At 66.6% G+C, this 22,655-nt stretch carries 27 protein-coding genes; 16 read left to right on the forward strand and 11 right to left on the reverse strand.

Annotated features, from left to right (window positions below; genetic code table 11):
* The first annotated feature begins 28 nt into the window (after positions 1–28).
* Both ACODTJ_RS08790 and ACODTJ_RS08795 read left to right on the forward strand, forming a co-directional pair.
* Positions 29–655, forward strand: coding sequence for a TlpA disulfide reductase family protein (locus tag ACODTJ_RS08790; protein WP_454655506.1), 627 nt, complete (start codon positions 29–31; stop codon positions 653–655).
* Positions 656–788: 133 nt separating this feature from the next.
* Positions 789–1,088 carry a hypothetical protein gene (locus ACODTJ_RS08795; protein WP_454655505.1) on the forward strand — a complete coding sequence of 100 codons (300 nt, stop codon included), beginning with the start codon at positions 789–791 and terminating at the stop codon, positions 1,086–1,088.
* A gap of 293 nt (positions 1,089–1,381) precedes the next feature.
* Here ACODTJ_RS08795 and ACODTJ_RS08800 read toward each other — a convergent pair whose 3' ends face one another.
* The 5 genes from ACODTJ_RS08800 to ACODTJ_RS08820 all read right to left on the reverse strand — a co-directional run bounded on the left by ACODTJ_RS08800 (position 1,382) and on the right by ACODTJ_RS08820 (position 5,801).
* The gene (locus tag ACODTJ_RS08800) at positions 1,382–2,830 is read right to left on the reverse strand and encodes an aspartate aminotransferase family protein (RefSeq protein ID WP_454655504.1); all 1,449 of its coding nucleotides are present in this window, start codon (positions 2,828–2,830) and stop codon (positions 1,382–1,384) included.
* On the reverse strand, positions 2,827–3,831 hold the full coding sequence (locus ACODTJ_RS08805) for an NAD-dependent epimerase/dehydratase family protein (RefSeq protein ID WP_454655503.1): 1,005 nt from the start codon (positions 3,829–3,831) through the stop codon (positions 2,827–2,829). Before ACODTJ_RS08805 ends, ACODTJ_RS08800 begins: the two co-directional genes overlap by 4 nt.
* A 4-nt stretch (positions 3,832–3,835) precedes the next feature.
* Positions 3,836–3,958, reverse strand: coding sequence for a hypothetical protein (locus ACODTJ_RS08810; RefSeq protein ID WP_257732638.1), 123 nt, complete (start codon positions 3,956–3,958; stop codon positions 3,836–3,838).
* Between the two features lie 8 nt (positions 3,959–3,966).
* Positions 3,967–4,335: a DMT family transporter gene (locus tag ACODTJ_RS08815; protein WP_377841245.1), complete on the reverse strand. Its 369-nt coding sequence runs from the start codon at positions 4,333–4,335 to the stop codon at positions 3,967–3,969.
* Between the two features lie 152 nt (positions 4,336–4,487).
* Positions 4,488–5,801, reverse strand: coding sequence for a DUF3422 family protein (locus tag ACODTJ_RS08820; protein ID WP_488848204.1), 1,314 nt, complete (start codon positions 5,799–5,801; stop codon positions 4,488–4,490).
* Between the two features lie 146 nt (positions 5,802–5,947).
* On the opposite strand from ACODTJ_RS08820, the gene ACODTJ_RS08825 reads away from it, so the two are divergent.
* From ACODTJ_RS08825 to ACODTJ_RS08845, 5 genes are all read left to right on the forward strand, one after another.
* Entirely contained in the window at positions 5,948–6,577 is a 630-nt protein-coding gene (locus tag ACODTJ_RS08825) for a hypothetical protein (RefSeq protein ID WP_454655501.1), read from the forward strand.
* A gap of 292 nt (positions 6,578–6,869) precedes the next feature.
* Entirely contained in the window at positions 6,870–7,817 is a 948-nt protein-coding gene (locus ACODTJ_RS08830) for an ABC transporter ATP-binding protein (protein WP_454655499.1), read from the forward strand.
* Positions 7,818–7,825: 8 nt separating this feature from the next.
* Positions 7,826–8,587, forward strand: coding sequence for an ABC transporter permease (locus tag ACODTJ_RS08835; RefSeq protein ID WP_454658944.1), 762 nt, complete (start codon positions 7,826–7,828; stop codon positions 8,585–8,587).
* A 213-nt stretch (positions 8,588–8,800) separates the two neighbouring features.
* Positions 8,801–10,423 carry a peptide chain release factor 3 gene (locus ACODTJ_RS08840; RefSeq protein ID WP_454655497.1) on the forward strand — a complete coding sequence of 541 codons (1,623 nt, stop codon included), beginning with the start codon at positions 8,801–8,803 and terminating at the stop codon, positions 10,421–10,423.
* A gap of 150 nt (positions 10,424–10,573) precedes the next feature.
* Positions 10,574–11,263 carry an OmpW/AlkL family protein gene (locus ACODTJ_RS08845; RefSeq protein WP_454655495.1) on the forward strand — a complete coding sequence of 230 codons (690 nt, stop codon included), beginning with the start codon at positions 10,574–10,576 and terminating at the stop codon, positions 11,261–11,263.
* Positions 11,264–11,328: 65 nt separating this feature from the next.
* Here ACODTJ_RS08845 and ACODTJ_RS08850 read toward each other — a convergent pair whose 3' ends face one another.
* Positions 11,329–11,802: an Lrp/AsnC family transcriptional regulator gene (locus ACODTJ_RS08850; protein WP_454655493.1), complete on the reverse strand. Its 474-nt coding sequence runs from the start codon at positions 11,800–11,802 to the stop codon at positions 11,329–11,331.
* Between the two features lie 178 nt (positions 11,803–11,980).
* On the opposite strand from ACODTJ_RS08850, the gene ACODTJ_RS08855 reads away from it, so the two are divergent.
* The 3 genes from ACODTJ_RS08855 (at position 11,981) to ACODTJ_RS08865 (ending at position 13,826) form a co-directional block, all read left to right on the forward strand.
* Positions 11,981–12,502, forward strand: coding sequence for a cysteine dioxygenase (locus tag ACODTJ_RS08855; protein ID WP_454655491.1), 522 nt, complete (start codon positions 11,981–11,983; stop codon positions 12,500–12,502).
* 75 nt (positions 12,503–12,577) lie between these two features.
* Complete coding sequence (locus ACODTJ_RS08860; RefSeq protein WP_454655489.1) at positions 12,578–13,168, forward strand: glycoside hydrolase family 19 protein; 591 nt, start codon at positions 12,578–12,580, stop codon at positions 13,166–13,168.
* A 145-nt stretch (positions 13,169–13,313) separates the two neighbouring features.
* Complete coding sequence (locus ACODTJ_RS08865; protein WP_454655487.1) at positions 13,314–13,826, forward strand: TspO/MBR family protein; 513 nt, start codon at positions 13,314–13,316, stop codon at positions 13,824–13,826.
* 9 nt (positions 13,827–13,835) lie between these two features.
* Here the strand turns inward: ACODTJ_RS08865 and ACODTJ_RS08870 are convergent, their stop codons facing one another.
* The 3 genes from ACODTJ_RS08870 to ACODTJ_RS08880 form a co-directional block, all read right to left on the reverse strand.
* Entirely contained in the window at positions 13,836–14,210 is a 375-nt protein-coding gene (locus ACODTJ_RS08870) for a response regulator (protein ID WP_454655485.1), read from the reverse strand.
* Between the two features lie 9 nt (positions 14,211–14,219).
* Positions 14,220–14,777, reverse strand: a complete 558-nt coding sequence (hpt, locus tag ACODTJ_RS08875) for a hypoxanthine phosphoribosyltransferase (RefSeq protein WP_454655483.1) — start codon at positions 14,775–14,777, stop codon at positions 14,220–14,222.
* A gap of 126 nt (positions 14,778–14,903) precedes the next feature.
* Positions 14,904–15,704: a zinc-ribbon domain-containing protein gene (locus ACODTJ_RS08880; RefSeq protein WP_488848209.1), complete on the reverse strand. Its 801-nt coding sequence runs from the start codon at positions 15,702–15,704 to the stop codon at positions 14,904–14,906.
* A gap of 228 nt (positions 15,705–15,932) precedes the next feature.
* On the opposite strand from ACODTJ_RS08880, the gene ftsE reads away from it, so the two are divergent.
* The 5 genes from ftsE to ACODTJ_RS08905 all read left to right on the forward strand — a co-directional run bounded on the left by ftsE (position 15,933) and on the right by ACODTJ_RS08905 (position 19,772).
* Positions 15,933–16,592 (forward strand): cell division ATP-binding protein FtsE, encoded by a 660-nt coding sequence (gene ftsE, locus ACODTJ_RS08885; protein ID WP_454655479.1) that lies wholly within the window; start codon positions 15,933–15,935, stop codon positions 16,590–16,592.
* Positions 16,579–17,541, forward strand: a complete 963-nt coding sequence (locus ACODTJ_RS08890) for a cell division protein FtsX (protein ID WP_454655478.1) — start codon at positions 16,579–16,581, stop codon at positions 17,539–17,541. The genes ftsE and ACODTJ_RS08890 overlap by 14 nt, the downstream gene beginning before the upstream one ends.
* A 106-nt stretch (positions 17,542–17,647) precedes the next feature.
* Positions 17,648–18,454 (forward strand): YdcF family protein, encoded by an 807-nt coding sequence (locus ACODTJ_RS08895; RefSeq protein ID WP_454655476.1) that lies wholly within the window; start codon positions 17,648–17,650, stop codon positions 18,452–18,454.
* A 12-nt stretch (positions 18,455–18,466) separates the two neighbouring features.
* Complete coding sequence (locus ACODTJ_RS08900) at positions 18,467–19,267, forward strand: lysophospholipid acyltransferase family protein (RefSeq protein ID WP_454655474.1); 801 nt, start codon at positions 18,467–18,469, stop codon at positions 19,265–19,267.
* 106 nt (positions 19,268–19,373) lie between these two features.
* Complete coding sequence (locus ACODTJ_RS08905; protein ID WP_454655472.1) at positions 19,374–19,772, forward strand: hypothetical protein; 399 nt, start codon at positions 19,374–19,376, stop codon at positions 19,770–19,772.
* 1 nt (position 19,773) lies between these two features.
* On the opposite strand, the gene ACODTJ_RS08910 is transcribed toward ACODTJ_RS08905, so the two are convergent.
* Positions 19,774–20,343, reverse strand: coding sequence for a gamma-glutamylcyclotransferase (locus ACODTJ_RS08910; RefSeq protein ID WP_454655470.1), 570 nt, complete (start codon positions 20,341–20,343; stop codon positions 19,774–19,776).
* 169 nt (positions 20,344–20,512) lie between these two features.
* Between ACODTJ_RS08910 and ACODTJ_RS08915 the strand changes: the two genes are divergently transcribed.
* Positions 20,513–21,553 carry a DUF2125 domain-containing protein gene (locus ACODTJ_RS08915; protein ID WP_488848214.1) on the forward strand — a complete coding sequence of 347 codons (1,041 nt, stop codon included), beginning with the start codon at positions 20,513–20,515 and terminating at the stop codon, positions 21,551–21,553.
* Between the two features lie 58 nt (positions 21,554–21,611).
* Here the strand turns inward: ACODTJ_RS08915 and rpoH are convergent, their stop codons facing one another.
* A complete protein-coding gene (gene rpoH, locus ACODTJ_RS08920) occupies positions 21,612–22,508 on the reverse strand; it encodes an RNA polymerase sigma factor RpoH (protein WP_454655466.1) in 897 nt (298 codons plus the stop codon).
* Positions 22,509–22,655 lie beyond the last annotated feature (147 nt).

The following is a 22,655-nucleotide window of genomic DNA, read 5'->3' on the forward strand; positions in this document are numbered from 1 at the left end:
GCAGATGGCCGGCTGCTAGCAGCGCCTCATGACCACCCCTCTGAACGATCAGCCGGCACCGGACCGGCACGCATTCCTTTCGCCGACACGTCGCCAGGCCCTCGCCATCACCTTGTTCTCGTCGCTGGGCGCCATCCCGGCTGAGGCCCGGCAGCCGCCGCGCTTCTCGGGGCCAAGCTCGCAATTCGTCCAGATCGATCCCCCGGAAGAGGCCGGCTCCCTCGTCCTCACCGATCTCGCCGGCAAGACCCGGCCGCTTTCCGCCTATCGCGGCAAGGCGGTCCTCCTGAATTTCTGGGCAAGCTGGTGCCCGCCCTGCCGGCGCGAATTGCCGATCCTGCGGCGGCTCCAGACAAAGACGGCCCGCGAGCCCTTCGTCGTCGTCCCGGTCTCGCTCGACAGATCCGTGGCGACCGTGAAGGCCTATCTCGACAGGCTCGGCCTTGCCGACCTCAAGACTTTCATCGATGCCGAGGGGATAGTGGCCTCGGGCCCGAAATCGGCGAAGCCCACGCCCTTCCCGCTCTATGGCATGCCGATGACCTATCTGCTCGACCGCGAGGCGCGCAGCGTCGGCTATCTCGTCGGCGAAGCGGATTGGACGAGCCCGGAGGGGCTGGAATTGCTGCGCTTCTATGGGCGGGCCGCGGGCTGATCGCACCGTGTTCTGGAGCGGCTCCAACCACCCCGAAAAATTCTCACGTCACCTTTGAACCCGTTTGCTGCGGCCTGCGACCAATGAGCATGAAGAGCGAAACCTTCGCTCTCGCAGAGATTGGGAGACGAGCATGACGACGTTCCGCAAGACCGTGACCGCGACCCTCGCGGCCCTCACCCTGGCCACCACCTTCGCGGCTTCCGGCGCCGAGGCGCGCCCGCGCTGGGGTTATGGCTACGGCCACCGGGGCTGGGGTGTCGGAGCGGGCGTGGTCGGCGCACTCGCCGCGGGCGCCATCATCGCCGGCGCCACCCGCCCCGCTTATGGCTACGGCTACTACGCCGCCCCCGTCCGCTCCTGCGATATGGTCGAACGCTTCGACCGCTGGGGCAACGTCATCGGCTACCGCCGGGTGTGCGGCTACTACTGAGCTTTTCTGGAAGACTCCTGTTTCGAGACCCCTGACTCAAAAGGCCGGCTTACGCCGGCCTCTTTTTTGTTGGCGGTCACTCGGATCGCCAACTGCGGATCGTTCCCGGCCAGAACCACCTTTGTCATTCCGGGGCTTCGCCTAGCGAAGAACCCGGAACCCACGACTGGGTGAGCCGCTCGCAACGCGTCTTGAATGTCTCACCCCGTCGTGGTTTCCGGGTTCGCGCCTGCGACGCGCCCCGGAATGACAAGCGTGGAGCTTGAAGCCGCTGCAACCAGCGCCCGCATCACCTAGCCCTTGCCGACCGCGACCTTGCGCAGGTAGCCGGTGACGATGCCGGTGACGCCGCCCGACAGCACAGCTTCGAAGGCCGCGAGGAACTGGTCGCACTGCTCGCGCGTGACGATCAATGGCGGCTCCAGCCGGATGACGTTGCGGTTGTACTCGGTGAAGGCGACGAGCACGTCGTGTTCCTTCAGCAGGAGCGCGCCGACGAAGCCGCAGAGCGAGCCCTTCAGCTTGTCGTCGAGCAGCGCGACCATGTGCTTCAGTCCGAAGGGCATGGTCTCGCTGATGTCCTGGAACTCGACGCCGATCATCAGGCCGCGCCCGCGGATTTCCTTGAGCAGGGTCGGATACTTGGCGCGCAGGCCGTTCAGCTTCTCGATCAGGTAGTCACCCTGGCGCTGCGCATTGCCCATCAGGTCCTCGTCATAGAGGACGTTGAGGGCCTCGATCGACGAGACGCAGGCCTCGCCCATGCCGCCGAAGGTCGCCTGCGCATGGATCAGCGCGCTCTTCGGCTTGCCATAGGCTTTCATGTAGATCTCGCGACGGGCGATCATCGCCCCCATCGCCGCCTTCGAACCGCCGAGCGCCTTGGCCAGCGCGGTGACGTCAGGCACCACGCCGTCGCGCTCGAAGGCGAAGAACTGGCCGGTGCGGCCGAGCCCGCACTGCACCTCGTCGGCAACCCAGAGCACGCCATGCTTGTCGCAGAGCGCACGCAGTTCGCGCCAGAAGCCCTCGGGCGCCTCGACGATGCCACCACCGCCCTGGATCGTCTCCATCACGACGATGCCGATCGAGGGATCGCTCTCCAGCGCCTGCCGGACCGCGTTGATGTCGCCGAACGGCACCTTGACCCGGTTCTCGACCAGCTTGAACTGCGACTGGTAGAGCGTCGAATCCGTGACCGAGAGCACGCCCTTGGTCTTGCCGTGGAACGAGTTCGCGGCGTGCAGGATTTTGGACTTGTCCGGGCCCTGCGCCTGCTCGGCGACCTTCAGCGCCGCCTCCATCGCCTCCGAGCCGGTCGAGCCGAGGAAGACCATGTCGAGATCGCCCGGCGCGATGGTGGCGAGGTTCTTGGCCAGCGCGGAGGCATATTGCGACATGAAGGCCATGCAGATTTCATGGCGGTTCTCGTCCTGGAACCTCTGCCGGGCCGCGACGATGCGCGGATGGTTGTGACCGAAGGCGACCGAGCAGAAGCCGCCGAAGAAATCGAGGATCTTGCGGCCATCCTTGGTGATGTAGTGCATCCCCTCGGCACGATCGACGAGGATCTTGTCGAAGCCGAGCAGCTTCAGGAAGTGAAGCTGGCCGGGATTGATATGGGCTGCGAAGAGCTCCTTTACCTGCGCGGCATCGAGCTGCTTGGCAGCTTCCACGCTGATGAGCTGCGGCCGGGCATTGGTCAAGGCGACGTCCTCGTTCTTGAAGGCGGGCATGCTCATGCGGCGAGGCTCCTCTCAGCCTGTTTCGGGCCATCCTTGGCCTTGCGATACTCGGTATAGGCGGCGAGCAGCATGTCCTCGTCGCGGTATTGCGGCGCCCAGCCGAGCTCGCGCTTGGCCTTGGAGGTGTCGAGGATGCAGATCTCGTCGGCGATCTTGTACTGCTCGGGATCCATGATCGGCAGGTTGATCGCGTCCAGCGTATCGAGCGTCAGCTTCACCAGCGAGGCCGGCGTCGGCAGCAGGATCGACTTGGAACCTGCATGCTTGATCAGGTCGCCGAGCAGCTTGCGCACCGGCGGCGGATCGTCGGAGCCGAGATTATAGGCCTCGTTCGGGAAGCCCGCCTTCCAGGCCGCGACGCAGGCGCTGGCGCAGTCGAAGACCGAGATGAACTGGTAGGGGTTCTTGCCCGAGCCGATCATCGGCACCGGCAGGTTCATGTCGATCAGCTTGAACAGCTTGACGAGGATGCCGAGCCGGCCCGGCCCGATGATCAGGCGCGGTCGGAAGATCGGGATGCGGAAGCCCTTGGCCCGGTATTCGTCGGCGAGGCGCTCGGTCGCGAGCTTGCTCTCCCCGTACTCGCCGAGCGGATGGGCCGGGTGCGTCTCGTCCTGCGGCACCGTCACCGAATGGCCGTAGATCATGTCGGTGGTGAAATGGACGAGCCGGTTGGCGCCGTTCTTCTCCATCCACGACAGGATGTTCTGCGTGCCGTGATAGTTCACCGGCCAGAAGAATTCGTGCCGCTCGGCCCGCGTCACGATCGGCGACAGCATCTTGGCGGAGAGATTGTAGACGAGGTCTTCCGGCGTCAGCGGGATTGCGTCCACGCTCTCGGCCTTGGTCACGTCGACCGTCAGGAACGGCACCTTGGCGTAATGCGCGTGGCTGCTCTGGTGGATGTCGGCAACCAGCACCTCCTCGCCCATGGCGGAGAGATCCGCCGCCAGATGCGAGCCGACGAAGCCGTCGCCGCCGATGATGATGTGCTTCATCGTATCACCTCCGGTCGACAGGCAGGCGGGGATGGCGGTTGCGCACCGGCACGGGCACCGGCTGCGGCGCCACCGGCGGCTCGAACAGGGCGCCGAGGCGCAGGAACAGGCGTACGATCAGGTCCATGATCTCCCTCAGCTTTGTGCAATGAAGATGGTGCCCAGCACGATGAAGCCGATGCCAGCGATACGCATCGCGCTCAGATCCTCGTGGAAGACGAAATAGGCGTAAGCCGCGACCACGACATAGGCGAGGCTCAGGAACGGGTAGGCGTAGCTGATCTGCACCTTGGAGAGCACGATCAGGTGCGAGGCCATGCTGATCACGAAGGTGCACAGGCCCGCGAAGACGAAGGGGTTGAAGACGACGCGGAAGACCGTGGCGATCAGCCCGTCGCCGGCGACATCAAGCGAACCGACACCGGTCATGCCGCGCTTCAGCATCAATTGCGCGGCGGCGTTGGTCAGCACCGTGAACAGGATCAGGGGCAGATAGGTGTTCATGGTGGCGCTTGCCGGCTCCGCTTGGCTTCGTCGCCACCGGGATGCAGCCAAAAATACTTCAAATGCCTTAGGGGCCGGCGCCGACTTGCTTCTAGCGTTAAGGCTCTGCTGACGGGATCGCAGAAAATCGCCGGCGCTTCTTCAGGTATTGCTCAGCTCTCATGGTGTCCGCGCCGGATGCGCCTGACAGCCAACCAGACTCCCAGCAGCGCCACCGGCACGAACAGCGCCATCGCGACGCCCGTATCCGGCATCGGCCAGCCGGCCTCCTTCGCGCCCTTGGCGAGATAGCCGAACAGGCTGACGACGTAATAGGCGATGGCTGCGACCGAGAGCCCCTCGACCGTATGCTGCAATCGCAATTGCAGCCGCGTCCGCTCGTTCATCGCAGCGAGCAGGTCGCGGTTCTGCTGCTCCAGCGCCACGTCGACGCGGGTGCGCAGCAGGTTCGAGGCGCGGCCCAGATTGCGCGAGAGATCGGCCAGGCGCCCGACCAGCATCTGGCAGGTCCGCATCGCCGGCGCCATCCGCCGCGACAGGAAGGCGGAGATCGTCGGCCAGCCCTCATGCGGCTCCTCACCGATCGCCGCAAGCCTCTGCTGCACGATATCGCTATAGGCGCGGCTGGCGCCGAAACGGTAGCCGGCGACGGTCGCCTCCGCCTGGAGCCGGGCCGCAAGCGCCGTCATTTCGTCGAGCAGGGCGTTGTCGGCGGCGAGCCCGTCGGTCTGCGTCATCGTGTTGGCGATGCGCACCAGCGCTTCCTCGGTCGACTTGACGAAAGGCGCGATGCGATGGGCTTCCGGCAGGCCGAGCAGGGCCAGCGTCCGATAGGTCTCGATCTCCAGCAGGCGTTGCGCGAGCGCCCCCGCCTGCGCCGGCGTCAGCGAGCGATCCCGCACCAGGATGCGCACGAAACCGTCTGCACAGGCCCGGAAATCCGTCGCCGCCATGGCCGCGCCGCCATCGACCACGGCGAGGCTAGAGGCATCGAAGAGCCGGTCGAAAGCCTCGGTCGGCCGCTCGACGACCAAGTGCAGATCGACCGAGACGAGATGCGGCCCCGGTTGCGGCAATTCGAGCATCGGCTGCGGCAGCATCGTGGGCGGCGGCTCGAAGGGTTGGCCGCCATTCGCCGGCAGCTCCCAGCTATAGGTGGTGAACTCGCTATGCTGTTCCCAGCGCAGGCCAGTGTCGTTGAGCCGAGCGCGATGATGCTTCGCGTCCTCCGATGGGCCGGCGACGCCGCGCTCGGCACAGAAGCGCGCCAGCGCCGCGCGATCCGCCGCGGCCTGCGCGGCATCGGTCAGGAAGGCGAAATGCAGGACGCGGCTCGGCGTCGCCATCGGTGCGAAAGGCCGCGCATGCACCTCGCCCAGGATCAGGCCGCGATCGGGATGGGCGACCAGCCGCGACGGCGCCGGCTGCGGCACCTGAATCGCATTCGCATGACGCGCGTCTTCCATCGCCGCCCCCGCTCTGGACGAAGCCAGCTTGCCTCAGGTCCTCCCATGCGCCAACACGCTGCGACGTCGCAGGGCCGGACGCTGCTGCCATCGCCTGTCGCGCGGGACCCGGATGCTGACCACGATCAAGCTCGGCGAACCATCCCATGCCCCTTCCCAATCGCGTCAGACCCGATGGCACGCTCTTCGCCGATCCGGCGCGTGGCACCTTCTACGGCAATCGCGGCGGCCGCTTTCATGACCCTTCGGCGCAAGAGGTCCCCACCCGAATGCAGGCGACGCGCCAGTGGCTCTGCTGCGTCCTCTCGTTCAAGGGCCGCAAACGCAAGGTCTGGGACCGCGGCTATACCGAGCTGTTCTTCTGCGACGAGGTGACCGCGCTCGCCGCCGGTCACCGCCCTTGCATGGAATGCCGGCGCCAGGACGCGCTCGCCTATCGCGATGCGCTGGTGCGGGGCCTTAGGCTTCCCGAGACACCACTCTTTCCCGAGATCGACCGCATCCTCGATGCCGACCGCCGTGACGGCCGGCTGAAACGCACGCACCGGCTGGCCGCTGAACAGCTGCCGGATGGCGCGATGCTGCGATCAGATGACGGAACAGCATTCCTGGCGCTGCGTGGCACCTCCGCCCTGCTCTGGTCGCCCGGTGGCTATGTCGAGCAACGGAGACGCCCGACGGGCACCGTGACCGTGCTCACGCCTCCCGCCACGCTCGCGGCGCTGGAACACGGCTATCGCCCGCGATGGCATCCAGCCGCGGAGGCTTTCAGATAGGTCTGACAGCCCGCGGACAGGAACATTACCCCTTCGAACAGCGTTGCCGCAGCATCATCGATCCAACGAGGGGCTGCATATGCGTTCCATCATTCTGTGGCTTGTAGGCGTTCCGATTCCGATCATCATCCTGCTGTGGTTTTTCATGAAGTAGCGTGCGATTGCGTTGCGTAACCGAAGGCCGGGCCGCGCCCGGCCTTTTCGTTTGGGTACGCTTCCCGCCATGAACTGACAGGCGATCATGCTTTCCCGACATGACCCCGCCATCGTAACCACGCAACGGCTCCCCTATATGCCGCCCATGTCAGACACGACCTCGCCGATCATCTCGGTCTCCAGCCTCTCGAAGACCTACGCCTCCGGCTTCAGCGCACTGAAATCCGTCGACCTCGCCATCAGGCGCGGCGAGATCTTCGCCCTGCTCGGCCCCAACGGCGCCGGCAAGACGACGCTGATCAGCATCATCTGCGGGCTCGTCCGGCCGAGCACCGGCACCGTCACCGCCGATGGTCACGACATCCTCAGGGACTATCGCGCCGCCCGCGCGGCCATCGGCCTCGTGCCGCAGGAGCTGACGACCGACGCCTTCGAGACGGTGTGGTCGACCGTGAATTTCAGCCGCGGCCTCTTCGGCAAGCCGCGCGATCCCACCCTGATCGAGCGCATCCTGAAAGACCTCTCGCTCTGGGAGAAGAAGGACAGCCAGATCCGCATGCTCTCCGGCGGCATGAAGCGACGCGTCATGATCGCCAAGGCACTCTCGCACGAGCCACGCATCCTCTTCCTCGACGAGCCGACCGCCGGCGTCGATGTCGAGCTGCGGCAGGACATGTGGCGGATGGTGCGGCGGCTGCGCGACGAGGGCGTCACCATCATCCTGACCACCCACTATATCGAGGAGGCCGAGGAGATGGCCGACCGCGTCGGCGTCATCTCCAAGGGTGAGATCATCCTGGTCGAGGAGAAGGCCGAGCTGATGCGCAAGCTCGGCAAGAAGCAGCTTTCGCTCCAGCTTCAGCAGCCGATCGCGGCCGTGCCGGAGGCGCTGGCGAGCTTCGACCTCAAGCTGTCGGCGGCCGGCGACGAGATCGTCTACACCTACGACACCCAGGCCGAGCGCACCGGCATCACCACCTTGCTGCAAGGCCTGGCCGAGGCCGGCATCCGCTTCCGCGACCTCAGCACCAGCCAGAGCTCACTCGAGGACATCTTCGTCAGCCTGGTCAAGGAGCGCCATTGATGACCGGCCTGAACCTGCACGCCATCGCCGCGATCTACCGCTTCGAGATGGCTCGGACCTGGCGCACCCCGCTCCAGAGCATCGTCTCGCCCGTGCTTTCGACCTCGCTCTATTTCATCGTCTTCGGCGGCGCGATCGGCTCGCGCATGCAATCGGTCGAAGGCGTACCTTATGGCGCCTTTATCGTGCCCGGCCTGATCATGCTCTCGCTCCTGACGCAGAGCATCGCCAACGCCTCCTTCGCGATCTATTTCCCGAAATTCACCGGCACGATCTACGAATTGCTCTCCGCCCCCGTCGCCTGGTGGGAGGCGGTGATCGCCTATGTCGGCGCCGCCGCGACCAAGTCGATCCTGCTCGGCCTGATCATCCTGGCGACGGCCGCCTTCTTCGTGCCACTGCGGATCGAGCACCCCGTGATGATGCTGTTCTTCCTCGTGCTGACGGCGACGACCTTCAGCCTGTTCGGCTTCATCATTGGCATCTGGGCCGACGGCTTCGAGAAATTGCAGGTCATCCCGCTGCTGATCGTCACCCCGCTCGCCTTTCTCGGCGGCTCCTTCTACTCGATCTCGATGCTGCCGCCCTTCTGGCAGACCGTGACGCTGTTCAACCCCGTCGTCTACCTCATCAGCGGCTTCCGCTGGAGCTTCTACGGGCTCGCCGATGTCAGCCTGGGCGTCAGCCTCGGCATGACGCTGTTCTTCCTTGCCGCCTGCATCGCCACCGTCGGCTGGATCTTCAAGACGGGGTATCGGCTAAAGAACTGAGCCCCCTGTCATTCCGGGGCGGCCCGCAGGGCCGAACCCGGAACCCACGACCGGGTGATACCTCTTGGTTCTCCGTTGAACCGACCGATCGAAAACAGCAAACGCTCACCCGGTCGTGGGTTCCGGGTTCTTCGCTGGCGCGAAGCCCCGGAATGAGAAGCGGGACAGCGTCAACCAATTGACTTCCGCCCCCCTTCCGTCTTCATGCGCGCCATGACCGATCTTTCGACCCTCGAAGCGTCCGCGGCCTCCGTCGCGCCGCATGCGCGCCGGCGCACCTTCGCCATCATCTCGCACCCGGACGCGGGCAAGACGACGCTGACCGAGAAGCTGCTCTATTTCGGCGGCGCCATTCAGCTCGCCGGCGAAGTCCGCGCCAAGCAGGGCCGTCGCCAGACCTCCTCGGACTGGATGAAGATCGAGCGCCAGCGCGGCATCTCGGTCGTCACCTCGGTGATGACCTTCGAATATGGCGGCCACGTCTTCAACCTGCTGGACACGCCCGGCCACGAGGACTTCTCGGAAGACACCTACCGCACGCTGACCGCCGTCGACGCCGCCGTCATGGTGATCGACGCCGCCAAGGGCATCGAGGATCGGACCAAGAAGCTGTTCGAGGTCTGCCGGCTCCGCGACATCCCGATCGTCACCTTCATCAACAAGGTCGACCGCGAGACGCGCGATCCCTTCGACCTGATCAACGAGATCGAGACGACGCTGGCGCTCGACGTCGCGCCGATGACCTGGCCGGTCGGCCGGGGCCGCGAATTCGTCGGCACCTACGATCTCAAGGCCAACACCTTCCGCCGCAACCAGAAGGGTGACGAGCGCGCCGAGGACCGCCAGGTCTCCGGTTGGGACGATCCGCTTTTCGACGAGTTGCTGCCGCACGGCGCTGCCGAGACCTGGCGCGAGGAGGTCTTCCTCGCTGCCGAGGGCCTGAAGCCCTTCGACCTCCAGGCCTTCCGCGAGGGCCATCTCACGCCGCTCTATTTCGGCGCGGCGCTCCGCGACTATGGCGTGCGCGACCTGATCGATGCGCTGGGCCGCTATGCCCCGAGCCCGCGCGCGCAACCTTCCGACAAGCGCCTGATCGAGGCGGACGAGCCGAAGATGACCGGCTTCGTCTTCAAGATCCAGGCGAACATGGATCCGAACCACCGCGACCGCATCGCCTTCATGCGCATCTGCTCGGGCAAGCTCTCCCGCGGCATGAAGGCCAAGCTCGTCCGCACCGGCAAGCCGATGCCGCTCAACGCGCCGCAATTCTTCTTCGCCCGCGACCGCTCGATCGCCGAGGAAGCCTTCGCCGGCGACATCGTCGGCCTGCCGAACCATGGCACTTTGCGCATCGGCGACACGCTGACCGAGGGCGAAGACATCGTCTTCAAGGGCGTGCCGAGCTTCGCCCCGGAAATCCTGCGCCGCGTCAAGCTCAAGGATGCGATGAAGGCCAAGAAGCTGCGCGAGGCCCTGCAGCAGATGGCCGAGGAAGGCGTCGTCCAGCTCTTCCTGCCGCATGACGGCGCGCCCGCCATCGTCGGCGTCGTCGGCGCCCTCCAGCTCGACGTGCTCAAGGAGCGCATGGACGTCGAATACTCGCTCCCCGTCGATTTCGAGCCCTGCCAGTTCGCAATCGCCCGCTGGGTCTCGTCGGACGACAAGGCGGCGCTGGAGAAATTCGTCGGCCTCAAGCCATCCTCGATGGCCGACGACCTCGACGGCGATCCGGTCTTCATGGCGTCCAGCCAGTTCACATTGAAATACGATGCCGAGCGCGCGCCCGGCATCACCTTCTCGGACGTGAAGGACTACCAGAAGGTCACGAAGGCCTGACCGGCAGCCGTGGCCGGAAAGCCACAGCCAGCGGCAGCCGCCCCCGCGGTTGATCCGGATCAATTCGCATCGCTCGAAACAGGCGCTGATGGAGCCATGGGCTGGAGCTGCCGACAGGTAGCCCGGCTTACCACTCCAGGGGCTGCCTCCATGACGTTTCGTTCAACCATACTTTCCCTCGCCGCCGCGCTGCTCGGCGCCACCGCCTTGACCGGCGCGCAGGCCGCCGACCTGCCTTCGACCAAGGTGGCCCCGATTGCGCCTGTCATGACGCAGTGGAGCCCGTGGATGATCCGCGGCCGCGCGCTGTTCGTCATCCCGCAGGAAAAGGCCAGCCTGAACATCGGCGGCGCGCCGATCGTCGGCGGCAAGGTCGACATCTCCAACTCGGTCGTGCCCGAGCTCGACATCACCTATTTCTTCACGCAGAACATCGCGGCCGAACTCGTCCTCGGCGTCACTCCCCATAATGTGAAGGGCGCGGGCAGCCTTGCCGGCGCACGCATCGGCTCGGCTTGGCTGCTGCCGCCGACCCTGATGCTGCAGTACCACTTCACCGATCTCGGCGCGTTCAAGCCCTATGTCGGCGCGGGCGTGAACTACACTGTGTTCTTCAACGAGAAGGCCAAGGGCGGCTTCACCGATTTCGACCTGAAGGACTCGTTCGGCTTCGCCCTGCAAGCCGGCTTCGACTACATGATCGACCGGCACTGGGGCTTCAACTTCGACGTCAAGAAGCTCTTCCTGGAGCCGAAGGTGAAGGTGAACAACGGCCTCGTCGCCGGCAAGGTCAAGATCGACCCCTGGCTGATCGCCGCAGGCGTGACCTATCGCTTCTGATTCCCAACCCTCTCGAAATGACGAAGGGAGCGGCTCGCCGCTCCCTTTTGCATGAGAGCGCGGCCTCAGTGTTCGGCAAATCCCAGCGGGATCGCCGAGGTCGATTTCAGCTCCTCCATCGCGAACATCGAGGTCACGTCGCTGAGGTCGATGCGCGAGATCAGCTTCTTGTAGAGCGCGTCATAGGCCGCGATGTCGGAGACGCAGGCCTTGAGCAGGTAGTCGATCTCACCACTCATCCGGTAGAAATCGACGATCTCCGGCAGGTCCTGCACGGCGGCATGGAAGCGCTCCAGCCATTCCATCGAGTGCCGCGCCGTTCTGACCGCGATGAAGACGGTGACGCCGGCCTTGAGTTTCTCGCGGTCGAGCAGGGCGACGCGGCGCTTGATATAGCCGCCCTCCTCCAGCTTCTGCACCCGCCGCCAGCAAGGCGAAGACGACAGCCCCACCGCCTCGGCGAGTTCCGCCAGCGGCAGGCTCGCATCCTCCTGCAATCGCGCCAGGATGCGCAAGTCGAATGCGTCGAGCTTCGCCATCACACTACACCGAATCCAGAATCGGATTGCTTCCCAAAGAAGGAAGGTGAGAAATAATTCCACCTATAATCACATGAAGGGCATCAGATTCCAACCGGGGATGAAAATTCTCCAACTCCGCAAACTGCTGCCCTCAAGCGCGCCCTATCATCGCCGCAGTGATCGAGAGGGGAATGGCATGCAGGGTTTTCTCAGCGAGGAACGGCGTGGGGCCGTGTTGCGCAACCTGCGGACCGATGCGGGCACGCTGACGCGCGACTACCTGACCGCCGCCCGCGAGGTGCTGCAGGAGCTTGTCGCCATGCCCGACCTGATCCAGCGCCTGCCGCTGGAGCGCAAGGCCGGCAGCTACCGCCGCAACCTGCTCGCCGGCAACGAGGCCGTCAGCGTCTGGGCGATCGTCTGGAGTGAAGGCTCGGCCACCTCGATCCACGACCACCATTGTTCCTGCTGTTTCGGCGTGGTCTCCGGCACCGTCACCGAGACCTGGTATCGCGCCATCGACGCCGACCGCGCCGTCCAGACCGAGGAGCAGGAGCGCAAGCCGGGCTACGTCGCCTGCATGCTGCCCTCGGGCCCGAATATCCATCGCATGCGCAATTTCGGGCCGGGCGAAGCGATCTCGATCCACATCTACGGCTTCGACCACGAGGTCCACGCTTCCTCGATCGAGACCGAGTACACCGCCGTCAGCGGCTGATCTCCCCCGCCGGAAACTTTATCCCCGGCCACGCGGCAGCGGCGATGATGTCCTCCTTCTCGGGAGGGCATTTTCATGTCGATGCGCGCCGTCGGAAACTGGATCGGCCTCGACCATGCCCCCGAGCCGGGCCTGGCTGTCAACCGCGAGCGCCTGCTGCGCCTCGCGCCCTCGGCCAATGCGACGATCATCGCCGGCCTCGCCGAGCGCTTCGATGAACTGGCTGGTGACCACGACATCGCGACGCCGCGGCGCATCTGCCATTTCCTGGCGCAGGCGGCTCATGAGACCGACGGCTTCCGCACGCTGGAGGAGTATGGCGGTCCCGCGTATTTCATCCGCTACGAGGGCCGGCGCGATCTCGGCAACACCCAGGCCGGCGACGGCATCCGCTATCACGGGCGCGGCATCTTCCAGCTGACCGGGCGCGCGAACTACCGCCTCTTCGGCCAGCTGCTCGGCATCGACCTGGAAACCGAGCCCGAGCGGGCGAAGGAGCCCGAAATCTCGCTGCGCGTCGCCTTCGCCTACTGGGGCGAGCGCGCCATCAATGCCGCGGCCGATGCCGACGACAGCGAGCGCGTGACCAAGCTGATCAATGGCGGCCGCAACGGCCTCTCGGAACGGGTGCGCTATCTCGCGAAGGCGAAAGCGATCTGGTTCTGACAAGGCCTGCGCACCCGCATGGGCAAGCGCACCGAAGGTTCTGCGCGGCTCTTCCCGAAAAGTTCCATGAGATGCGGGAATGTTCGCTGCATGCCGCAAGCAGACGCATCGCCTTGCGAGACGCACAGCAGCGCCCCATCATCGCATGATGACGACGCCTGCCGACATCAGCACTGATCTCCGCCCGCCGCTCTGGGCGGCGCTCGCCATCGCGATCCTGCCGGTGGTCGCCGCCTCGATCGCCGGCAGCGCTGTTACCGTCCCGCAGATTCCGACCTGGTATGCCGGCCTCGCCAAGCCACCCTTCAATCCACCGAACTGGATCTTCGCACCGGTCTGGACCACGCTCTTCGCGCTCATGGCGCTTGGCGCCTTCCGCATTCTGCGCCGGCCCGTCGGCACGCCCGGCCGCCGGCGCGCGCTGCTGGTCTATCACCTGCAGCTTCTGTTCAATATCGGCTGGTCCTTCGCCTTCTTCGGCGCCAACAGCCCGCTGGCGGGCCTCGCGGTCATCCTGCCGCTGTTGGCCCTGATCGTGGCAACGATCGTGGCCTTCCGGCCGCTGGACCGGCTGGCCTCCAACCTGTTCTGGCCCTATCTCGCCTGGGTCGGCTTCGCGACGCTGCTCAACGCCTCGATCTGGTGGCTGAACCGCTAGGGTTTGCGCTCACCCGATCGAACCCTCGATCACCTTCAGCACGGTCGCGCGCAACTCGGCGATGGTGAAGGGTTTCGCCATCACCTCGGCGACGATCGATTCCAGGCTCTTCGCCCGCTCGCGCTGCTCGGCATAGCCGGTCATCAGCATGATCGTCAGCTCCGGGAACTGCTGCTTGGCGGCGAGCGCCAACGCGATCCCATCCATCAGCGGCATGCGGATATCGGTCAGGAGCAGATCGAAGCGGCCTTGCTCCGCGACCAGGATATCGAGCGCCTCGGCGCCGTCCGACGCCATGAGGCAGCTATGTCCGTCGAGGCCGAGGCCGCGCGCGACCAGCAGGCGCAGCGGCTCCTCGTCATCGACGACCAGAATACGCGACATGGCGGCTCCTCAGATCCCCGGCAACCCAGCCTGATCATCGGTCTCGATCACGCCGACGAAGGGTAGCTGCCGATAGGAATGCGCGACGTCCATGCCGTAGCCGACCACGAAATAATCCGGGCATTCGAAGCCGACATAATCCGCCTGGATATTGACCGCCCGCTTGTGCGGCTTCTCCAGCAGCACGGCGGTCGACACCTTGCCGGCCCCGCGCGCTGCCAGAAGGTCCTTGGCGAAGGCCAGCGTCCGGCCGGATTCGAGGATGTCATCGACCAGCAGCACGTCGCGGCCGCGCACCTCGCTCTGCACGTCGCGCAGGATTTCGACCTGGCCGGAGGAAACCGTGCCCTGGAGATAGCTCGACAGGTGGATGAACTCGACCTGGGGCGCGAGCCCGACGCGGTGCATCGCCCGGATCAGGTCGGCGGCGAACATGAAACTGCCCTTCAGGACGGCGACGACGAGCAGGTCCTTCGGGTTGCTGGCCGCGATGGCCTGCGCCATCTCCTCGTTGCGCCGCGCGATCGCCGCTTCGTCGTAGAGAACCCTGATGCGCCGTTCCGGCATGATGACTCCGTTTCGATGTCCGGCCGCAACCGGCCCCGCTGCGCCGGGGACCCGATGAGGCAATGATGCGTGACCACCGACCGGCTGCTGGTTCCGGTCGGTCGGCAGGCCTCTGTCCTAGCAGCCTCAATGCTTGCTGGCGAGATTGGCCGCCGGTTCGGCGGAGGTGAAGCGCACCCGCACCGACTGCCCTTGCTCCGGCGGAGAGGCCAGTCGCGCTCGAAAGCGGACGAGCTCCGCCGGTTCCAGATTCGCGCGCGGTGGCTCGGTGGTCCAGGTGTAGAGTGTCGCGCCGCCGGCATCCTTGACCGCAACCTCGATCAACGGCACGGCCGCCTTGCTCTTGCTGATATTGGTGACATCGCCCTCGACCACGAGGAAGCGGTGCTGGCCGTCCTCGACCAGGCCGCTCTCGATCGAACCGAGGCTGAGGCCGCGGACATTCACGGGCATGCCGATCTTCTCGAACACACCGGCAAGCTGCGGCGCAGCGCGGACGGCCGCTTGGCGCTGCCAGACGACGATGCCGAGCAGGGCAAGGCCCGCAAGCGCTGCCGCTATCGGCCGTCCCGCTCCGCCCTGACGCAGGAAGGCGCTCGACGCCCTGCCCGGCTTGGCTGAACGCTTGGCCCGGCGCCTCGACACGGCAGCCACCGGCGCCTCGACGATCGGAGGCTCCTCGGAAATATCCTGCGCGCCGGCCTCGGCAGTCACCGCGGTGATCTCGGCATCGATCGCGGCGGCGCGCTCCAGCTCCTCGGCGAGCAGCGCCTGGGTTTCCGCTTCGCTCGGCGGCTCGGGGAAGGCGCTCGGCGCGACATGCCAGGACGTCTTGCAGCCGGCGCAGCGCACCTTGCGCCCTTCCGGCCCCAGTTTGGCCGCGTCGAGTTCATACTGGCTCGCGCAGGATGGGCAGACGATCAGCATGGCTGCGAGCCAACTCCTTCGGTGCGATTGCCGCAAGCGCTTCGGCGCATCGGCAGGGAGCCGCATGACGGCAGCCGTTGCGCGCGCCTCCATTGGCGCGATTTATGGTTAACGCCCCGTGAAGAATCTCTGGCGCAGATTGGTCGCATCACGATCTTTCCGCAGGCATCGGCTTGCAGTGTAGGATCGAAGGCGGATTCGCAAGATCGGGTGAGCGAGGAAGACCGTTTGGTTCGGTTCGAGAATGTCGGCCTGCGTTACGGCATGGGTCCGGAGGTGCTGAAAGACATCAACTTCAGCATCCAGCCGCGCTCGTTCCAGTATCTGACGGGCCCCTCCGGCGCCGGCAAGACGACGCTGATGCGCCTCATCCTGATGGCGCTGAAGCCGACGCGCGGACTGGTCAACCTGTTCGGCCAGGACGTCTCGCGCCTCGAGCCGGATACGCTGACCGCCTTCCGCCGCCGCATGGGCGTCGTCTTCCAGGATTTCCGCCTGCTCGACCATCTCACCGTCTACGAGAACGTCGCGCTGCCGCTGCGTGTCCTCGGCAAGGAGGAAGCGAGCTACCGCGCCGAGGTCGTGGAATTGCTGCGCTGGGTCGGGCTCGGCGAGCGCATGCATGCCGTGCCGCCGGTGCTCTCCGGCGGCGAGAAGCAGCGCGCGGCCATTGCCCGCGCCCTGATCAGCCGGCCCGAGCTCCTGCTCGCCGACGAGCCGACGGGCAATGTCGATCCCGGCCTTGGCCGGCGCCTGCTGCGCCTGTTCATGGAGCTGCAGGCGCTCGGCACCGCCGTCGTCATCGCGACCCACGACCTCAACCTGATGGATATCTACGACGCACCGCGTCTCGTGCTGGCCGACGGACACCTTCATGTCGACGCCTGAGGCCAGCGACAGGGAGCCCGAACGGCGGCCGCGCGGTCTGCCTGCCAATCTCCGGCGGGACCAGCCGCTCGTACCCATAGACACTGTCGCCGGTCGTGCGCTGATGGCCGTGATCGCGATCCTGACCTTCCTCGCCGCGCTCAGCGCCGGCGCAGCGGTCCTCGCCGCGCGCGCTTCCGATCAATGGCGCGGCGCCATCTCGAACGAGATGACGATCCAGGTCCGGCCCGATTCGCATCGCAAGATCGATGACGACGTGGCGCGCGCCGTCATGCTGGCGAGCGGGTTGAAGGAGGTCGAGAGCGTCCGCGCCGTGCCGAAGGCCGAATCGGACAAGCTGCTCGAACCCTGGCTCGGCACGGGGCTGGACCTCGTCGAATTGCCGGTCCCGCGCCTCATCGTGCTGAAGCTGAGGACGGACGCCCCCTCCGACCTCGCGGGCTTCGGCGCGACGCTGCGCCGCGAGATACCGACCGCGACCCTCGACGACCATCGGCTCTGGGTCCGGCGCCTCTCCGCCATGGCGGGCACCATCATCGCCTCCGGCTTCGCGATCGTGCTGCTGGTCCTCACGGCGGCGGCGCTGGCCGTCGCCTTCGCCACCCGCGGGGCCATGGCCGGCAGCCGCGACAGCGTCGAGGTGCTGCATTTCGTCGGAGCGAACGACGATTTCATCGCGCGCGAGTTCCAGAGCCGCTTCATCCGGCTCGGCCTCCGTGGCGGCCTGTTCGGCGGCCTTGCCGCGATCGCGACGATCGGCATGCTCGGCTTCCTCGCCTCGCGCTGGAGCGCCACGCCGGAAGCCGAGCAATTGCAGGCCCTGTTCGGCGCCTTCGAGATCGGCTGGACCGGCTATGGCGCCGTGATCCTCGTCGCCCTGGTCGTCGCCGTCATCGCCGGCCTGGTCTCGCGCTTCACCGTGCGGCGGCATCTGAGGATGCTGTCATGAGCCTCCCCCTGACCGGACAGCGTCAACCAGGCCTTAACGCGTGCGGCAGTGTCGGACGCGAGCCTGCCGCCGTTATGCCCGATTGGCGCGCTAGGACGGCAGCGCTATGGCCATGATCGGCAGCACAGACGACCATCTCACGATGGCCCAGCCCAATTCAGCACCCCGGAGCGGCAAGCCGGCCCGGCCGGCCTCGCTGCGCCGCGTCCTCGGGTTTGCGGCCGTCGCCATCGCCGGCACCGGAATTCTGCTCCTCGGGATCGGCTATGCCCGTTTCGCCGGCATGATCGACGCGCGCGAACCGGCGGACACGCCACGCACCGATGCGATCGTCGTCGCCACCGGCGGCGCCCAGCGCGTCGGCGACGCCATGGGCCTGCTCGGGGCGGAGCGCGGGCGACGGCTCCTGATCAGCGGCGTCAACGAGAAGACCGGCCGCGAGGAACTCGCCAAGCTGAATCCGGCCTCGCGCGACCTGCTCGCCTGCTGCGTCGATCTCGACTATCGCGCCCGCAACACCATCGGCAACGCGATCGAGACCCGCCGCTGGGTCCGCCGCCACGGCTTCCGCTCGCTGCTCGTGGTGACCTCGAACTATCATATGCCGCGCACGCTCGCCGAATTCGCGCATGCGATGCCGGACGTCCGGCTTGTCGCCCACCCGGTGGTGACCGAACACATCGACACGTCCGGCTGGTGGAACCGCTGGTCGGTCATCAAGGTGCTCGCGCCGGAATATGCGAAATATCTCGTCGCGCGCCTGCGCGGCCTCGTCGAGAGCGATCCGGAGACCTCGCGCCTTTCGGTCATCATCGGCGGCCGCAAGCCGGTTTCGCCGAAGCCCGCCGATGTGCTCGGCCCCGCGGCCGAAAAGCCCACGCGCCTCCTGGGCCAGCATCGCCACGAGGGTTGATGACGAAAAGGCATGCTTGACCGGGACGGCGTCTCGGGCTCATTGCGCTGCATGCTCGTCCTGCGCTCCCTCGCCTTCAATGTCCTGTTCTATGCCAATCTCATCCTCTGGCTGATCTTCGGTGTTCTGCCCACGCTCGTTCTACCGAAGCGGATGCTGCTGGCGGTCGCGATCGGCTGGTCGCACTCCTCGCTCTGGCTGATGCGCGTCGTCGCCGGCACGCGCTGCGAGATCACCGGCATCGAGAACATTCCCCAGGGCGGCCTGATGGTCGGCGCCAAGCACCAGTCCTTCCTGGAGACCTTCGCGCTGGTCACCGTCTTCCGGAACCCGGTCTTCATCCTGAAGCGCGAATTGACCTGGATCCCGGTCTTCGGCTGGGCCCTGACGAAGATGCGGATGATTCCGGTCAATCGCGGCGCCCGGGCCCGCGCCCTGTCCGACGTCACGCGCCGCGCCAAGGTCGAGCTCGGCCAGAACGGCCGCCAGCTCCTGATCTTCCCGGAAGGCACCCGCCGCGCGCCCGGCGCCGAGCCCGCCTACAAGTTCGGCGCCGCCCATCTCTATGCCGAGCTCGGCGTGCCCTGTGTTCCGGTCGCCCTGAACACCGGGCTTTACTGGCCGCGCCGCAAGTTCCTGCGTCGCCCCGGCACCGTCCGCATCGAGATCCTGCCGCCGATCGAGCCCGGCCTCGACAAGGCGTCGTTCCAGCGACTTCTGCAGGAACGCGTCGAGACGGCGAGCGACCGGCTCCTGGCGCAAGGCCGGGCCGAACTCGCCGCCCGCGGGATGGACCCGCTCGCGAACTCCTGACAGGCCCTGACAGCAGCAGAGCGGGAAAGCGCCGGCCTCGTCGCTGACGGCGCTTGACTTATCCCCAGACCGTTCCCATTTTGTTCCTATCACAAGAGGAACGGATATGGCCGCTCTCGCCTATCGCTACACCCCCGATCTCTTCGATGAGGCCCCAGTCGCCTGCGAAATGCCGTTGCGCAGCACCGCCGCGCTCAACGAGCGTCGCTTCACCGCCTGGCGCGGCCGCTCCGGCCGGCGCTATGTCGCCTCGGTCTTCGCCGTCGACGACACGCATGCGTTGAGCTTCACCGATGCGGTCCTGCTCGCGGTCTCCGCCGATCGGCGCGTGATCGCCGCCCGCGATTCCGGCCCCTTCGGCATCGAGGCCGCGCTCGGCCGCTGGCAGCGTTCGATCATCGCCGCCGGCGCCTGCGAGATCCATGTCCATCTGCTCGCCGAGGACGGGATGAGCCGCCGCGCCGCCCTGCTCGACCTGATGCCGGAAGCCAATCCGGAGGGCTGAGCTATCCTGCCAACGGCGGATGGGGCGCGCCGAGCCCCGGCGCCAATTGCTGTGCGAGTTCCGCCAGCACGGGATCGAATATCCCCATCTTGCGCAGATGCTCGTGCGTCTGCAGTACATAATCGGGGTTCTCGCCGGACTGGCCCCTGCCCTCCCGCACGAGCTTGAGCAACTGCGCCGAAGGCAGCTTGCCGGCATATTGCAGGTGCTTGCGGTCGGCGACATAGACGATGCCGCGCACCTGCCGGCCATCCTCCAGCTTCAGCGCGACATGGCGTTCCAGATAGACCGCCGTCGCCTGCTCGCGCGCCCGGAGATAGTCGACCGTCTCCTGCGCCTGCCCGGCCGCGACGCGGAAGGCGAGGCCGCGGCAGACCCCGCCGCGATCCAGCCCCAGCACCAGCCCCGGCCGCTCCGGCGTGCCGCGATGCACATGCGAGAACACGCAGAGCGAGCGGTGGTAGCCGTGGAGGCGCGCCTGCACGCTCTCCTCGAAGGCGAAGCCCGGCCGCCAGATCAGCGAGCCATAGCCGAAGACCCAGAGATCGGTCGCGCCGAATGCGGTCGTCATCCTCGTCCCATAATTTAGCCGCGCCGGCCTGCTTGCTTGAGCATCAGACCGAAAAGCGGTACCCGCCTTTCGAGCAAATCCAGTGCCACGACAATGCGATAGACCGCCCGCGAGAGCGACCCGGGCGATCTAGCGATCCGCCCGCCCCTGCGCAAGGAATGCCTGCCGCATGACCGATCCCCTTCCGACGCGCCGCCGCAGCCGCTTCTGGCTCTACGGGCCCTTCATGCTGCTCGTCGTCCTCGCCGCCGCCTGGTCCGCCTTCTGGTTCTATGCGCGCGGCCGCATCGCCACCGAAATCGACGTCGCGCTGGCCCGCGAAGTCGAGCGCGGCCGCACCTGGACCTGCACCGACCGCAGCATCGGTGGCTTCCCCTTCCGCATCGAACTGCGCTGCAACGCGCTGAGCCTGACTTCGACGCGCTGGGGCGATGCGGTGCGCGTCCAGACGGGCCCCGCCGTCGTGGTCGGCCAGGTCTACTCGCCCGGCCTCGTCATCCTTGAGGCATCGAGCCCGGCGAAAGTCACCCTGCCGGAAGGCCGCGTGCTCGACCTGACCTGGAAGAATCTCGACGCCAGCTTCGCCTGGCGCAGCCCTGAGCGCTTCGCGCTTGTCGCCAGCGAGCCGCGCGGCGTGCTGACCACGCCCGGCATCACCACCGAGAACTGGGGCGCCGCGACGCTCGAGGCGCATTTGCGCCGCAACCCGACACGCCCCGCCGCCGAGCAAGCGGTCGATATCGCCGTCACCGCCAAGGGGACGATCCTGCCGCCGGTCGACGCCTTGCTCGGCAACACCGATGCCGGCGAGATCGACCTGCAGGCGTCGCTGACCCAGGCCGAGAACTTCCGCAAGGGTTTCAATCCCGATGCCCTGGAAAGCTGGCGCGGCGCCAACGGCACCTTCGAATTGACCCGCCTCGTCTCGACCAAGGGCAAGGCCCGCGTCGATGGCAGCGGGCAGTTGCTGCTCGACTCGCTGCACCGCGTCGCCGGCGATCTCCAGCTCGCCGCAGCCGGCATCGAGCAGATCGGCGGCCTGCGCATCGGCAACCTCCTGGGCGGCCTCGGCGGCTTCCTCGGCGGACGCGGCAGCAACACCGCCGCGGCGCCCGGCCTCACCACCCTGCCGCCGGTCTCGCTGCGCGAGGGCCGGGTCTTCATCGGCCCGTTCCGCCTGCCGCTCCAGCCGCTGCCGCCGCTGTACTGACAGACAAAAAAGGGGCGCCTCACGGCGCCCCTTGAACTGTGTTGGAACCCGAAATCCGTCAGGCCGCCGGCAGCGCCGCACGCGGCGCCTCGATGCGGGTGATCGCCTTCTTCACGGCTTCCTGCACCTTCTCGAAGGCACGGACCTCGATCTGGCGTACGCGCTCACGCGACACGCCGAACTCCTCGGAGAGCTGCTCCAGGGTGATCGGATCCTCGGCCAAGCGGCGCGCCTCGAAAATGCGCCGCTCGCGCGGATTGAGCACCTCCAGCGCCTCGCGCAGCGCCGAGTGGCGGTTGTCGGCCTCCTCGGAATCGGCGAGCCGGCGCTCCTGGCTTTCCGAATCGTCGACCAGCCAGTCCTGCCACTCGCCCTCGCCATCCTCGCGGAGCGGCGTGTTGAGCGAAGCATCGCCGCCGAGGCGGCGGTTCATGTCGACCACGTCCTGCTCGTTGACGCCGAGCTTGGTCGCGATCTGCGCGACCTGGTCGGGACGCAGATCGCCCTCGCCCAGCGCCGAGATCTTGCTCTTGGCCTTGCGCAGGTTGAAGAACAGCTTCTTCTGGTTCGCGGTGGTGCCCATCTTCACCAGCGACCACGAGCGCAGGATGTATTCCTGGATCGAAGCCTTGATCCACCACATCGCATAGGTGGCGAGGCGGAAGCCCTTTTCGGGCTCGAAGCGCTTAACCGCCTGCATCAGGCCGACATTGCCCTCCGACACGACCTCGCCGATCGGCAGACCGTAGCCGCGATAGCCCATGGCGATCTTGGCGACGAGGCGCAGATGCGAGGTCACGAGCTTGTGCGCCGCGTCGCGGTCGCCATGCTCGCGCCAGCGCTTGGCCAGCATGTATTCCTGGCTCGGTTCCAGCATCGGGAACTTGCGGATTTCATCGAGATAACGTGACAGCCCGCCTTCGGCGGACAGGACGGGCAGCGAAGCACTCGCCATGCTCGTTCTCCTTATCGAGGCCCCCGCTTGGCGGCAGGCCCTCCGCGCGATCAACCTTCGCGCAGGCTTCGGATCCGGCAAAGCGGTCCAACGCAGGAACCTGTCATCGGTTCGGTCGGAACGCTCGCTCGCGGCGCCCCCTTGGCC

The organism is Allobosea sp. FG18 (assembly GCF_057809495.1).

Excerpts from the sequence above, each read along its gene's own strand:
- ACODTJ_RS08790 (WP_454655506.1), top strand. The coding sequence starts at position 29 with ATGACCACCCCTCTGAACGATCAGCCGGCACCGGACCGGCACGCATTC.
- ACODTJ_RS08795 (WP_454655505.1), top strand. The coding sequence starts at position 789 with ATGACGACGTTCCGCAAGACCGTGACCGCGACCCTCGCGGCCCTCACC.
- ACODTJ_RS08800 (WP_454655504.1), bottom strand. The coding sequence starts at position 2,830 with ATGAGCATGCCCGCCTTCAAGAACGAGGACGTCGCCTTGACCAATGCC.
- ACODTJ_RS08805 (WP_454655503.1), bottom strand. The coding sequence starts at position 3,831 with ATGAAGCACATCATCATCGGCGGCGACGGCTTCGTCGGCTCGCATCTG.
- ACODTJ_RS08810 (WP_257732638.1), bottom strand. The coding sequence starts at position 3,958 with ATGGACCTGATCGTACGCCTGTTCCTGCGCCTCGGCGCCCTGTTCGAG.
- ACODTJ_RS08815 (WP_377841245.1), bottom strand. The coding sequence starts at position 4,335 with ATGAACACCTATCTGCCCCTGATCCTGTTCACGGTGCTGACCAACGCC.
- ACODTJ_RS08820 (WP_488848204.1), bottom strand. The coding sequence starts at position 5,801 with ATGGAAGACGCGCGTCATGCGAATGCGATTCAGGTGCCGCAGCCGGCG.
- ACODTJ_RS08825 (WP_454655501.1), top strand. The coding sequence starts at position 5,948 with ATGCCCCTTCCCAATCGCGTCAGACCCGATGGCACGCTCTTCGCCGAT.
- ACODTJ_RS08830 (WP_454655499.1), top strand. The coding sequence starts at position 6,870 with ATGCCGCCCATGTCAGACACGACCTCGCCGATCATCTCGGTCTCCAGC.
- ACODTJ_RS08840 (WP_454655497.1), top strand. The coding sequence starts at position 8,801 with ATGACCGATCTTTCGACCCTCGAAGCGTCCGCGGCCTCCGTCGCGCCG.
- ACODTJ_RS08845 (WP_454655495.1), top strand. The coding sequence starts at position 10,574 with ATGACGTTTCGTTCAACCATACTTTCCCTCGCCGCCGCGCTGCTCGGC.
- ACODTJ_RS08850 (WP_454655493.1), bottom strand. The coding sequence starts at position 11,802 with ATGGCGAAGCTCGACGCATTCGACTTGCGCATCCTGGCGCGATTGCAG.
- ACODTJ_RS08855 (WP_454655491.1), top strand. The coding sequence starts at position 11,981 with ATGCAGGGTTTTCTCAGCGAGGAACGGCGTGGGGCCGTGTTGCGCAAC.
- ACODTJ_RS08860 (WP_454655489.1), top strand. The coding sequence starts at position 12,578 with ATGTCGATGCGCGCCGTCGGAAACTGGATCGGCCTCGACCATGCCCCC.
- ACODTJ_RS08865 (WP_454655487.1), top strand. The coding sequence starts at position 13,314 with ATGATGACGACGCCTGCCGACATCAGCACTGATCTCCGCCCGCCGCTC.
- ACODTJ_RS08870 (WP_454655485.1), bottom strand. The coding sequence starts at position 14,210 with ATGTCGCGTATTCTGGTCGTCGATGACGAGGAGCCGCTGCGCCTGCTG.
- hpt (WP_454655483.1), bottom strand. The coding sequence starts at position 14,777 with ATGCCGGAACGGCGCATCAGGGTTCTCTACGACGAAGCGGCGATCGCG.
- ACODTJ_RS08880 (WP_488848209.1), bottom strand. The coding sequence starts at position 15,704 with ATGCTGATCGTCTGCCCATCCTGCGCGAGCCAGTATGAACTCGACGCG.
- ACODTJ_RS08890 (WP_454655478.1), top strand. The coding sequence starts at position 16,579 with ATGTCGACGCCTGAGGCCAGCGACAGGGAGCCCGAACGGCGGCCGCGC.
- ACODTJ_RS08895 (WP_454655476.1), top strand. The coding sequence starts at position 17,648 with ATGGCCATGATCGGCAGCACAGACGACCATCTCACGATGGCCCAGCCC.
- ACODTJ_RS08900 (WP_454655474.1), top strand. The coding sequence starts at position 18,467 with ATGCTTGACCGGGACGGCGTCTCGGGCTCATTGCGCTGCATGCTCGTC.
- ACODTJ_RS08905 (WP_454655472.1), top strand. The coding sequence starts at position 19,374 with ATGGCCGCTCTCGCCTATCGCTACACCCCCGATCTCTTCGATGAGGCC.
- ACODTJ_RS08910 (WP_454655470.1), bottom strand. The coding sequence starts at position 20,343 with ATGACGACCGCATTCGGCGCGACCGATCTCTGGGTCTTCGGCTATGGC.
- ACODTJ_RS08915 (WP_488848214.1), top strand. The coding sequence starts at position 20,513 with ATGACCGATCCCCTTCCGACGCGCCGCCGCAGCCGCTTCTGGCTCTAC.
- rpoH (WP_454655466.1), bottom strand. The coding sequence starts at position 22,508 with ATGGCGAGTGCTTCGCTGCCCGTCCTGTCCGCCGAAGGCGGGCTGTCA.